We start from the raw sequence: 12466 nt of genomic DNA, 5'->3' as shown, positions 1-12466 counted from the left end.
GGTTCCTTTTGTGCTACCTTTCTATGTCCGCTCTCTCTCTAAGAAAATAAATATAATCTGTAGATATTGTTTTATTTCCTAATTGTCTTAACATAGCTGAAATATTTCCTCTATGATAGGTACCATGGTTTACTACATGTTGAATAATCTCATAACATATATTTTCATATTCTATTCCATCTGAGCTTTTATATGTAACTAATCGATCCAAAACATCATGGCCTAGTTGTTCATATTCATTTAATAACGCTACATAATTTGCAAATAGTTGTTCAATTGTATTATTTTCATTTACACTAATTGCTCTATTTTTTATTCTTGTTAGCCATAGTTCATCTACCTCTAACATGTGTAATAATGTATCAAATAATGAGGGGAACACACTTTTTATTTCTTGTTTATGTATCTCTTTGGGTAAGGTTCGGATATGCCCTACCACCTTTAGAGTTGCCCACTTGTGATAAGCAATACTTAAACTGTGATTATTCATTAATTAAACCTCCTCTTTTCAGAAACACCTTTCTTCTATCATACCTCCATTAAGGTAGAAATTGCTAAAATAAAATGATATGATTCGTTAAAAATAAAAGAGTATTGTTAGATTATTTTAGGAGGCACATACATGACAAAGAGAAATGTACGTACAAAATCAGGTCTTCAAACAGCAAAACCTTTAACAGACCCTGAGTTCTCAAAAGAACTTACTTCTACAAATAAAAAGGCAGAAAAAACACGCCCTCGTAATCAATAAGAACTAATTAAAAAGACCTATCATATTCCTTATGAAGAATTACTTAGGATGATAGTCATTATCACTCAAATAAAAATGAGGTTCCCTTTTAGACTTTTTCTCAAGTCATGAAGGAACCTCATTTTTATACTAAAGCTTCTTTTTCGAGCTTCTCAAGAAAGGAATTTCTACGTTTTGCCTGTGAAATGATTGCTTGGATTTCATTTTTATAAAAAGTCATATGTGCGACAGTAAGGGCAAAAAGCATTTCTGATTCTAATTTCGTAATGATTTTTTGTTCTTCTTCGGTTAATAATGAGTTCATATCATTCATCATTTACCACCTCTTCTAGTAAATAAGTACTAATTGTATCTTACTATATAGTTCGTAGAGTACAAGAGATATTTGTCCGTTGTTACAATTTTGTTCCTTTATGGAATCGAAACCATCCCATTTTATAGAAAAACCATACCATCCCAAGACCAATTAAGCCCATAAGTCCAAGAACAATAAAATAGCTATATTTCCCCGTCAATTCAGGCATATATTGAAAATTCATACCGTAAACTCCTGCAATAAACGTTAAAGGCAGAAAAATTGAAGACATAACGGTTAACGTCATCATCACTCGGTTCATGCGGTCAGAACTTATTGATAAATAGCTATCACGTATATCAGAAGATAATTCTCTGTTTGCATCAATCATTTCAACTAGCTTTAACAAGTGATCATAAATGTCTTGAAAATAAATATGCTTTTCCTTTAATGAATTCAACCGTGATGAGGAGATGATTCGATAGAGTAGGTCTCTCATCGGGACTATGGTTCTTCTTAATTTATTTAACTCTGACCTAATATCAAATACTTGTTCCATGAGTTCACTTATTGTTTGGTCACTAGTATTATCTTCTACCTGATTGATTGAATCTTCTAATTTGTAAACAGGAGGAAAATATTCATCAACAATCTTGTCCACGATTTGATACAAGATTTGCATTGGGCTTTTTTGAAGGCTCATTTCTTTTTTTACACGTTGCCATATGTTTGTTATATCCCTAACAGGGTTTTTATGAAAAGTAACGATAAAGCGATTCGAAACAAAAAGATCAATCTCATCCGCTTCTAATGTACGTTGATTAATGGAATGAATGACAACAAAAAAATAATGGTCATAAAAATCCATCTTAGGTCTTTGAACAAACTCTAAGCAGTCTTCAATAGCTAGTGGGTGGAAATGAAAAAAAGATGATAGCTTTTTCACTTCATCATCGGTTGGCTCCTGAAAGTCAACCCAATACCACTCTATGTTTCCTTTTTTTAGTTCACTTAGAGGTAGGTCATAGATAATCTCTTCCTCTGTTGTTATTGCTAAAGTTCTAATCAATTTCTTCACTACCCTCTTTTTACATTCTCTATTACTATTCCCGTTCTGTAGATTGACTAAACGAGTTAGAAAAGGATGACTTGTATAAGAAAAATGGTAAAATAACTGTTATGAAACTTTTTAGTTCATTTATTCTTGCATTCATTAATTTACTAACCTTCTACACAATTTAATATGATTAGTAATTTTGATGCTTAAAAAAGATTTATAGGAGGTTTTTTAGTATGGAGCATTTGGTTAACTCAAAAGTTAAGGAAATTGAATTATCAGGCATTAGAAAGTTCTTTAACATGGTTGCTGACTATGAGAATGTTATCTCTTTAACAATTGGTCAACCCGACTTTACCACACCTAGCCATGTAAAAGATGCAGGTGTAACTGCTATTCAGCATGACTTTACAACGTATACGCACAATGCTGGTTTTTTTGAGCTTCGTGAAGCAGCATGCCAATTTGTTTCAAAAAAATACGGCCTTACCTACTCCCCTGACAATGAAGTGATTGTTACAGTTGGGGCTAGTCAAGCAATTGATTGTACTTTCCGGACTTTATTAGAAGAAGGTAGCGAAGTCATATTGCCAAGTCCTGTATATCCTGGATATGAACCACTAATTAAATTGGCTGGTGGTGTACCAGTATATGTTGATACAACTGAAAATGATTTTAAATTAACAGCTGAATTGCTCGCTTCTTACATAACAGAAAAAACAAGATGTATTGTTCTTCCATATCCATCAAACCCTACAGGTGCAACACTTAGTAGTGATGAACTTGAGAAAATTGCAAACCTATTAAGAGGGAAAAATATTTTTGTTTTATCGGATGAAATCTATAGTGAGTTAGTTTACAACGGGACACACAACTCAATTGCTTCTTATCTTAGAGAGCAGACAATTGTTATTAATGGCCTGTCAAAATCTCACAGCATGACAGGCTGGAGAATTGGTTTGTTATTTGCACCACATTCTGTAGCAAAACACTTATTAAAAGTTCACCAATATAATGTATCGTGTGCAACATCGATTTCTCAAAAAGCAGCATATGAAGCATTAACAGCTGGATTAAATGATGCAGAGGAAATGAAAACAGCCTATAAAGAGCGATTAGATTACGTTTATGGCCGCTTGGTTAAAATGGGATTTGATGTAATAAAACCTAATGGTGCTTTTTATCTTTTTCCAAGTATTAAGAAGTTTGAACAAACTTCCTTTGACTTTGCTCTCTCTCTTGTTGAAAAAGCCGGAGTTGCCCTTGTACCAGGTAGTGCTTTTTCTACATATGGTGAAGGATATGTAAGACTATCTTATGCCTATTCAATGGAACAATTAATTGAAGCTATGGATCGAATCGAGGAATATTTAAAAAGCCTGTAGCTCATTTATCAAGAAAAGCGCAAGCGCCTCGTTCAGCCTCGGGCAATAAGACGATTTAGAATAGAAGGCGCTCTTTGCCTTATATACTAAATTGGCTTATGACCTCGAAGGGCTAGGCATCTGACTTTTTTGCCAAAAAGTCAGACTGCTGGAGCTAGACACTAATACTACGTACAAAAATTTGTTACCTCTCCAAAAAGAACCAAAGGATATTATCTGTTGGTTCTTTTTTGCTTACTGTATATAAGGTAAAGTAATGGTAAAGGTACTTCCCTTTCCTTGTTTACTGTCGACCGACATACTACCATTGTGATTTTCAACAATTTTATAACTTATCATTAAACCTAATCCGTTACCTTTTTCTTTTGTTGTAAGAAACGGCTCACCTATTCTTTTTAAAACGCTTGGAGGAATTCCCTCACCATCATCTTTAACAATAATTTGAACATTATGATTTGATTTTTTTGTTAATACCGATACTTTTCCACCTTTAGGCATCGCATCAATAGCATTTTTAAATAAATTTATAAATAATTGCTTTAATTGATTTTCATCACAATTAATTGATAAAGATTGATTGTCATGATTTTGAATAATAGCAACATTTTTCATATTACCTTGTGTTTCAAGTAGCATTGCAACATCGTTTAATAAGGTAATTAAATTTGTTTTTTTAAATTTTGTTTCCTGTGGTTTAGCGAGAACAAGAAGTTCACTTAATATCATCTCAATTCGATTCAACTCAGAAAAGATAATATTCAAATATTGACGATGATGTTCTAAATCAGGATGCATAATTTGTAAAAAACCCTTAATTGCAGTTAGTGGATTTCGTATTTCATGGGCAATTCCTGCAGCTAATTGACCTGCTATAGATAGTTTTTCAGAACGCAACATGAGCTCCTCTGTTTTTTTCCTATACGAAATATCACGAAGGATAACTTGAACAGCTTGCTCACCAAAATATGTAGTTGGAATACAAACCATTTCTGTAAAAACCTTTTTTTCATTGGAAATTAACCAAGATTGGTTTGTTACTTGAACATCAGCAACCCCATCTTGTATGTTTTTAAGTGTATTTTTCATTGTTTGATGATCACTAGGATGCAGGTAATCATATATATTCCGCCCTAACAAGTCAGGGTAACACTCTGCATCAAAAAGCTTAATACCAGACTCGTTCATGAAAACAAATTGATCCTTATGAATAACTGCAATGGTATCAATTGAATTATCAATTAAACGCTGATACCGTTCCCTACTCTTTTGAAGAATCTTTTGGAAGTTCCTTCGGGATGAGATATCATTTAATATGACAATTTCTGCTTGTCCCCCATTAACATTTGTTAAAGATGCCATGATCTCTACATTTATTTCACGCCCATCAATCCTTCGCCATGTTTCCTCAATAATACCTACTCTTTCCCCTTTATGTAACCGCGACTCTCTATTTTTAATAACAGAATGAAAAGTTTCATCGATAAAATCAAACGTGTGCTTTCCTATTAGTTGATCAGTAGATCTAGCACCTAACAATTCCTGAAAAGCCTTGTTTACAAAGAGCAACTTACCTTTCCTTGAAATAAAGACCGGCGTAGGTAAATCCTGTAATATAGCCCATTCATCATGTTCATTTATTACCTCATTCGATTGATCTTCAACGGTAGACGCATTATTAATCGAATGAGGTGTTAATGCTTTCATCTTGAGGATAATATCATGTCCTTCTTTTTGGATGTTACTTCTGATAAAATCAACATTTGTTTCTAGCCATATATATCTTCCATTCCGCATCAAAAATCGAATGGAACATGGATATAAATGATGTTCGTTATAAAAATAGCTCTCTATTAAGAATAAATCTTCATTATGAATAAAGTCTTTTATATATCTTCCAATTAGATCAGTACTTGCGTAGCCTATTAATTCAAAAGAATTAGAAGAAATGTATTGAAATCTCCCATTTGAGGATACAACGGCATAAAGTTCCAGTGTTTGTATAGCTTCCTCTTGATTTGTTATTTCACTATTCATTGCTTCCCTTCCCCTTTTTCATGACCTCTATACTAGTACATTAGTTTTATATAACGAACAATTACCTATTGAATTTACATTTATAAATGTTTATTCCTTTAAAATAAGTGTACATAGTAATAAAAGTTTGTCAATATATGAAAAATAATCTCGACAAAATTAATATATGATATAGGGTGTGAATTATGACTAATTACGTTAAAAAAGCCGGAATTTCCGACTTTTTTGTAGATCGTTTTTAAATTTATTGTTAATGCCTGTAGCTGAAAATTTGAATATTCCAAAAATCTCCTTTAGATTATGGAACTAATACCAACTTCCCTTGAGTTTTCCTGCTTTGAAGTAGACGATGTACATCTGCTGCTTTTTCTAAGGGGAAAACTCCACCTATTTTAAGTATGAGTGTTCCATCGTTAACATATGTTAAAAGTTCTTTTAAGCTACTACTATACAATTCTTGTTTCTTCATGATTCCTGGTAAAAAGAAGCCAATGACCGATTTATTTTCTGCCATTAAGGAAGAAGGATATAGTCTAGCTTGTTCTCCACTGGCAACTCCATAAATCACTAATCGACCAAAAGGTGCTAAACAATCCAATGTTTTTCGAAAAACATCTCCACCGGCCATCTCTAAAGCAACATCCGCCCCAATTCCATTTGTTTCTTTTAATACCTCTTTTCCCCATCCTTCTTTTGTATAATTTATTAGAACATCAGCTCCAAGATCTTTTGCTAAGGCTAGTTTTTCATCCGTACTTGCCGTAGCAATAACCTTCCCTGCTCCAAACAATTTAGCAAGTTGAACAGCTAATGTTCCAACTCCACCTGCTGCTGCATGAATTAAAACCGTTTCTCCTTTCTCAAGTCTTCCCATTGTTTTTAATATATGAAAAGCACTCAACCCTTGTAACGGTAAGGCTACAGCTGTACTAAACTCTACATTGTCTGGAACTGGAATAAGTGCTCTACCATCGGCAACTGTGTATTCAGCATATCCCGTAGCTTTTCGCGAGCTTAGTAATGTCACAACTCGGCTACCAACCGAAACCCCTTTAACATCCTTGCCCACCTCGATTACTGTACCTGCTACTTCTGAGCCTGGTACATAGGGTAGAGGTGTATCTACTACATACTGTCCCTCTCTTCTTGCTGTGTCTGCATAATTTACACCTATTGCTTCAATTTTTATAACAACTTCAAAATCTCTTGGTTTTGGATCATCTAAATCTATATATTTCAATACCTCAGGGCCGCCATATTGTTCAAATTGAATAGCCTTCATCTTAACATCCTCCTATTTCCCTTTGAATTGTGGTTTCCGTTTTTCTTTAAACGCTTTAACACCTTCTTTATGATCTTCCGTTTGGATCATATATGTTTGAGTAATTCTTTCTATTTCTAACACATTTTCTAATGAACCTGGAGAATTAATAATTTTCTTCATGAGTCCGTATGCTCTTACTGCCCCATGTGAAAGTTCATTAGCAATTGTAGCTACTCGGTTTGATAATTCATCTAATGGGATAAGCTCGTTCACAATTCCGTATTCGTAAGCTTTCTGAGCTGTTATTGGTTTTGCTGAAAAGAAGAGCTCTTTTGCCCGATAAGGCCCAATTATCTTTGGAAGAAAGTGTAATCCACCACCATCTGAAATTAATCCTACTTGTGAAAAACTCATCACAAATTTACTATCATCTGATGCATAAATCATGTCACAAGCTAACGCCAAATTAAAAGCAGCTCCTGCTGCAAAACCGTGTACAGCTGCAATAATTGGCTTTTCAAGTTCTGTCATTGCTTTAATGCATTCATTTAATTGACCAATATGTTCATAAACCTGTGTACCAGTTGTTGTTCCCATTGTTTTTACATCTCCACCGGCAGAAAACGAACGTCCTGATCCCTTTAAAACAATCACTCGTACTTCCTCATCAAGTTGAGCCTCTTGAAATGTTTTTGTTAATTTTCTAATCATTTCTGCACTAAATGCATTCAGATTTTCTGGTCTATTAAGACAAAGAGTTAACACTGCCCCTTCTTTTTCTATCAATAAATCACTCATTTGATCGACTCCTCTTCATAAGTTAGTAACTATTTTTTAATTGGTTTACCTTTATTTAATAAGCCAACCTCCATCGACTAACACATCTGATCCTGTCATATAAGAAGCCTCATCAGATGCAACAAAAGCAATTACATTTGCTATTTCATCAGGTCGCCCAACGCGTTCAAGTGCAGTGCTACGTTTGATCGCTTTTACAAATGCCTCATTTTCCAGCCCCTTCTCTGTTAGCGGTGTTTCAACAAATCCAGGTGAAACAGAATTCACACGAATTTTATTAGGAGCAAGCTCTAATGCTAAAGCTCTTGAAAAATTAATAACACCAGCTTTTGCCGAGCTATAGTGTGGAATTTGTGCACCAGCCTTATACCCTGATAATGACGCAACATTTACGATTGAACGGTAATCATTTGAGCTCTGTTCTTTCATTAGCTTCCCGAGATGTTTCGAAACTAGAAAAATACTTTTCAAATTAACTGCTTGAACTGTGTCCCATTGCTCTTCAGTAGTTTCCAGAATTGTAGATTTTGATGAGCCTCCAGCATTGTTTACAACAATATCAAGTGATGAAAATTCATTTTCTAAAAAAATAGCAAGCTTCTTTATATGATTCTCGGAAGTCACATCGGCCACGTATGGAATGGCTTTGTGATCAGATAAGGATTCATTAATAATTCTAGCAACTCGTTCAAGCTTTTCTTTTGTTCTTCCCACTAAAACAACTGTTGCTCCTTCCTTAGCTAAGCGTATCGCTGTTGCTTCTCCAATTCCACTCCCAGCTCCGGTAATAACAGCAAGTTTATTTAAAAACCTCATCATCAGCACCTCATTTCGTAACAAATCGTTCAGCTTCAAATTGAGCACCTGCAATTTCACGCTTTTCTTCTACCGTTGACGTAACTTCAACTGATTGAAGGTGACTCGTTATTAATTGAATTAGTGAACTTCTTTTTTTACCGTTTAACACACCATTCACAAGTTGTCTTGACATGACTTCAACGGATAACAATGACTGTTCCAAGACAGTTCTTGCTAGTAACCTTTTTAATCTATCGTCCCACTTTATTGACCTAGCAAGAGTCGATTCAGCTGCATAAAGCTCAATTGCTATATTTGATAATTTCATTAGTGTTTCTTGTTCATCAAATACTTTTTCGCCGAATTGCTCAAAAACAGCTCCAATACACGCTAAAAAAACGTTTCTCATTCCGCTTATTGCTGCCTTTTCCTGTGAAAATTCTCTATTATCTAGACTTGGTTTCACTGACAAATTTTGAACTGCTTTATGAACCAACTCTTCTAAAGGAATTTCTCCTTTAAAAGCTTTTCTAAATAAATGAGTTGGTAATAACAAACGATTAATCTCATTTGTCCCTTCAAAAATACGATTTATACGAGAGTCACGATACACTTGCTCAATCCTATATTCCTTTATAAAGCCTGCCCCACCGTGCAACTGAAGGGCCTCATCACTAACTTGGTCAAGTGTTTCCGAACCATAAACTTTACAGATAGCACACTCTGTGGCGTATTCCATTAATTTCTTACCGATCCTTGAGATGTTTTCATCTTCTGTTATGTTACCTAAAACTTCTTCGAGCAACCCTGCAGTTCGATATTGAATAGATTCACTAGCGAATATACGCGCAGACATCAGGGCAATTTTTTCCTTCGTAGCAGGGAAATCTGCAATAGATTGACCAAATTGAATCCTCTGTTTTGTATAAGAAAGTGCAAGTTCTAATGCATACTTTGCACCCCCTACACACGCAGACCCTAAGTTAAACCGCCCTAAATTTAGAACATTTAGAGCAATAACATGACCTTTCCCGATTTCTCCTAATAGATTTTCTTTAGGAACTAGACAATCCTCTAAAATAACAGCTCTTGTAGAGGAGCCTTTAATACCCATTTTTTGTTCCTCAGGTCCTAAAGAAATTCCCGGAAAATTCTTTTCAACAATAAATGCCGAAAATTTATCACCATCTACTTTCGCATATACAATGAATGTATCTGAAAATATAGCATTTGTAATATAAAGTTTTGTACCGTTTAAAAGATAATGAGTTCCTTGGGCATTTAGTTTTGCAGTTGTTTGTGATGCCAGAGCATCAGAACCGGCATTCGGTTCTGTTAAGCAGTATGCTCCAAGATATTCTCCTGAAGCCAATTTAGGTAAGTAACGTTCTTTTTGTTGCTTTGTACCAAAATAAGTGATCGGTAGAGTAGCGATGCATGTATGATTTGAATGGGCAACACCATATCCACCAGATCTTCCGACCACTTCTCCAACAATACCTTTACTAACCTTATCAAGACCAAGTCCACCATACTGCTCCGGTACACTGTGTGCAAGGAGTCCAAGCTCACCGGCTTTTTTTAACAACTCTACTACTTTATCAAAATCTTGATTTTCAATTCTCTCTCTAACAGGTATTACATCTTTCTCGACAAACTGTCTTGCCGTTTTTTCAATCATTTTATGTTCATCTGTTACATCTTCAGGAGTAAATAGGTTTGAAGGTAAATCATAGTCATATAAAAAGCTACCGCCTTTATTAGCTAGTAAAGTCATACACACTCTCCCCCTGCTATAATTTTTTCTCCGTCAAAAAATGGAACAATTTCAAAGCAATCTTTTTGACTTACAAATTTCACCTCATTAATGAATCCATATTTCACAAGCATTTCACCTACCCTTGATGAAAGAAGAATCGTTTCAGCAACAGATTTATTGCTTTCATAAAAAAGTCGAGCTGCCTTAGCCGAATCTGTTAGCTGTAAATGCATCTTTTCTTGTAAATGATAGATAAGATGCCCAGCTCCATAAAAATCTTCTAAACAAAACTGATCTGAAGATCCAGAGCACACAATAATAATGGAATCATCTTTATGAAAATGTGTAATGGTATTTGCAACTGCTTTTCCATTTAAAAGAGAACAAATATAAATTTTATTTGCTTTTTTTGATTGATTAATTGCTACTGTTCCATTTGTTGTTGATAAAATCATATACTTGCCTTGAATGCTATCTTTTAAAATGGTTGGCATTGGATCATAAAAACCCTCAATTGTTTTCCCCTCATATTCTCCAGCAAGTATGTGATTCTCTGCTTTGATAAGATTTGAGGCTACATGTGCTTCTTCTGCATTAGGAACAGGAATAACCGCTTTTGCCCCATCCACAAGTGCACAGGTGATTGTTGAGGTTGCCAGTAATATATCGAAAACAACTGCAATTTTCCCTTTCATTTTCTCCTCAACAATTTCTTCTTTTTTCATAATCACATGTACCTTTGTCACCCTTTACACCCCTTTCCTGAAGGAGATCTCATAACGCCCATATCTGGATTCATTTTGCCTTTTCACGACTTATAGATAAAGCATGCTCAATGAGTGTTTTCACATATAGGTGAAAGTCTTTAAAGCGTTTATCATTTGTTTGCCCATTATGATAACGATAATAAATCTGCTGGCAAATGACCGCTAGCTTAAAGTAAGCAAATGTCATATAGTAATGGATTTGCAACAAATCACGACCACTTTTTGCAGCATATCGTTCGATAAATTGATTTCTAGTATAAAATCCTTCTTTAACTGTTATTGGGGGCTTACCAAGTCCATATTTCAATAGGTCCGGATCATCGTTCTGACACCAATAGCTTAACGCTGCACCAACATCTGCCAATGGATCACCAACAGTTGTCATTTCCCAATCAAACAATCCAGTTATTTCACTAAAATCATTAGAGAATAATGCATTGTTAAATTTAAAGTCATAATGTATAACCGTAGGTTCTTGTGAAGATGGGATATTTTTTACAAGCCATTTTGTTAATTCATCAATTTCTTTAATATCATCTGTTTTTGCACGATGATATCGCTTTATCCAACCATATACCTGACGTTCTAAAAAACCATCAGGGTTACTTAGTTCTTCTAAAACTGTTCCCTTATACTCAACTTGGTGAAGCTGAACAAGAGTATCAATCATCATTTCACTTAACTTTTCCCCAAGCTCTTTAGAAGGCGGAGTATCGGAAGGGAAATCGGTATTTAACAATACTCCATGCCTTCTTTCCATAATAAAGAATGGACTTCCGACCACCTCTTCGTCTTCTGAAAATAGATATGGTTTAGGTGCAGGCGAAAACAAAGGGTGAAGGGTACTCAAGATTTTATATTCTCGTTTCATATCATGAGCTTTAGGTGCAACAGGACCAAGTGGTGGTCTTCTTAACACTCCTTCCCAATTTCCTAATTTAAGCTCATACGTTAAATTTGAAGCACCTGTTCCAAATTGATTGATGATCAGGGAATCTTTATCAGAAAGCTGTGGAAAATGATGCAGTAAAAATTCTTTAACTGTTTTATCATTAAGCTCCTCCCCACTTCTGACTGGAATTATATCACTCATGATTTTCACTCCTTTTAATAGGATACAAACTAGGGTAGTTACTAATCTAAATAAGGGTATGATGACTTTGTAATGCTTCTTTTAACTCATTCGGAATTGGCATACTTTTTTGCAGTTCAAAATTAAAATAAACAATGATTGCCTCGCCTCTAGCAACCAATTCACCTGTTATATCATCAATAATGGAATGAGCTAAATGAAAGCTTTTATTGCCAATTTTACTAACTTCTGTTTCAATCTTTAGCTTTTGATTAAAAAAAGCTTGCCCGATGAAATCACATTTTGTAGAAGCAAGAATAAATTCCCAGCCATCCATTTTCATCGAATATCCTATACTTTCAAAAAATAAAACCCGTGCTTCTTCCAAATAAATAAAAAAACTGGTGTTGTTTACATGTCCTAGGGCATCTGTTTCACAAAAACGAACTTTTACTACTGTTTCATGCTTCATCTTTTCTTCAGCTC

At 34.7% G+C, this 12466-nt stretch carries 13 protein-coding genes; 2 read left to right on the top strand and 11 right to left on the bottom strand.

Features of this window, described 5'->3' with window-relative positions:
• Nucleotides 1-13: 13 nt before the first annotated feature.
• Complete coding sequence (locus ACEWK1_RS01555) at nucleotides 14-490, bottom strand: DinB family protein (protein WP_251401448.1); 477 nt, start codon at nucleotides 488-490, stop codon at nucleotides 14-16.
• Between the two features lie 132 nt (nucleotides 491-622).
• On the opposite strand from ACEWK1_RS01555, the gene ACEWK1_RS01550 reads away from it, so the two are divergent.
• Nucleotides 623-751, top strand: a complete 129-nt coding sequence (locus tag ACEWK1_RS01550; protein WP_257535971.1) for a hypothetical protein — start codon at nucleotides 623-625, stop codon at nucleotides 749-751.
• 124 nt (nucleotides 752-875) lie between these two features.
• Here ACEWK1_RS01550 and ACEWK1_RS01545 read toward each other — a convergent pair whose 3' ends face one another.
• Nucleotides 876-1064, bottom strand: coding sequence for a hypothetical protein (locus ACEWK1_RS01545; RefSeq protein WP_121661174.1), 189 nt, complete (start codon nucleotides 1062-1064; stop codon nucleotides 876-878).
• Between the two features lie 82 nt (nucleotides 1065-1146).
• The gene (gene corA / locus ACEWK1_RS01540; protein WP_121661173.1) at nucleotides 1147-2124 is read right to left on the bottom strand and encodes a magnesium/cobalt transporter CorA; all 978 of its coding nucleotides are present in this window, start codon (nucleotides 2122-2124) and stop codon (nucleotides 1147-1149) included.
• A gap of 215 nt (nucleotides 2125-2339) precedes the next feature.
• Between corA and ACEWK1_RS01535 the strand changes: the two genes are divergently transcribed.
• Nucleotides 2340-3488 carry an aminotransferase A gene (locus tag ACEWK1_RS01535; RefSeq protein ID WP_121661172.1) on the top strand — a complete coding sequence of 383 codons (1149 nt, stop codon included), beginning with the start codon at nucleotides 2340-2342 and terminating at the stop codon, nucleotides 3486-3488.
• A gap of 234 nt (nucleotides 3489-3722) precedes the next feature.
• Here ACEWK1_RS01535 and ACEWK1_RS01530 read toward each other — a convergent pair whose 3' ends face one another.
• The 8 genes from ACEWK1_RS01530 to ACEWK1_RS01495 form a co-directional block, all read right to left on the bottom strand.
• Complete coding sequence (locus ACEWK1_RS01530) at nucleotides 3723-5522, bottom strand: PAS domain S-box protein (RefSeq protein WP_121661171.1); 1800 nt, start codon at nucleotides 5520-5522, stop codon at nucleotides 3723-3725.
• 298 nt (nucleotides 5523-5820) lie between these two features.
• Nucleotides 5821-6804, bottom strand: a complete 984-nt coding sequence (locus tag ACEWK1_RS01525; RefSeq protein WP_416635390.1) for a quinone oxidoreductase family protein — start codon at nucleotides 6802-6804, stop codon at nucleotides 5821-5823.
• A gap of 12 nt (nucleotides 6805-6816) precedes the next feature.
• Nucleotides 6817-7584, bottom strand: coding sequence for an enoyl-CoA hydratase/isomerase family protein (locus ACEWK1_RS01520; RefSeq protein ID WP_251401444.1), 768 nt, complete (start codon nucleotides 7582-7584; stop codon nucleotides 6817-6819).
• A 51-nt stretch (nucleotides 7585-7635) separates the two neighbouring features.
• Nucleotides 7636-8400 carry an SDR family NAD(P)-dependent oxidoreductase gene (locus tag ACEWK1_RS01515; RefSeq protein ID WP_121661168.1) on the bottom strand — a complete coding sequence of 255 codons (765 nt, stop codon included), beginning with the start codon at nucleotides 8398-8400 and terminating at the stop codon, nucleotides 7636-7638.
• 10 nt (nucleotides 8401-8410) lie between these two features.
• Nucleotides 8411-10159 carry an acyl-CoA dehydrogenase family protein gene (locus tag ACEWK1_RS01510; protein WP_121661167.1) on the bottom strand — a complete coding sequence of 583 codons (1749 nt, stop codon included), beginning with the start codon at nucleotides 10157-10159 and terminating at the stop codon, nucleotides 8411-8413.
• Nucleotides 10156-10887, bottom strand: coding sequence for a 2-phosphosulfolactate phosphatase (locus tag ACEWK1_RS01505; protein ID WP_251401441.1), 732 nt, complete (start codon nucleotides 10885-10887; stop codon nucleotides 10156-10158). Before ACEWK1_RS01505 ends, ACEWK1_RS01510 begins: the two co-directional genes overlap by 4 nt.
• A gap of 49 nt (nucleotides 10888-10936) precedes the next feature.
• The gene (locus ACEWK1_RS01500) at nucleotides 10937-12001 is read right to left on the bottom strand and encodes a phosphotransferase family protein (RefSeq protein WP_416635386.1); all 1065 of its coding nucleotides are present in this window, start codon (nucleotides 11999-12001) and stop codon (nucleotides 10937-10939) included.
• Between the two features lie 46 nt (nucleotides 12002-12047).
• Nucleotides 12048-12452, bottom strand: coding sequence for an acyl-CoA thioesterase (locus tag ACEWK1_RS01495; RefSeq protein WP_121661165.1), 405 nt, complete (start codon nucleotides 12450-12452; stop codon nucleotides 12048-12050).
• Nucleotides 12453-12466: the final 14 nt, after the last annotated feature.

Origin of the sequence: Metabacillus sp. YM-086 (genome assembly GCF_048059995.1) — a bacterium.
Taxonomy (GTDB): Bacteria; Bacillota; Bacilli; order Bacillales; family Bacillaceae; genus Metabacillus; species Metabacillus litoralis_B.
This window is presented reverse-complemented; position numbering and strand designations above follow the sequence as displayed.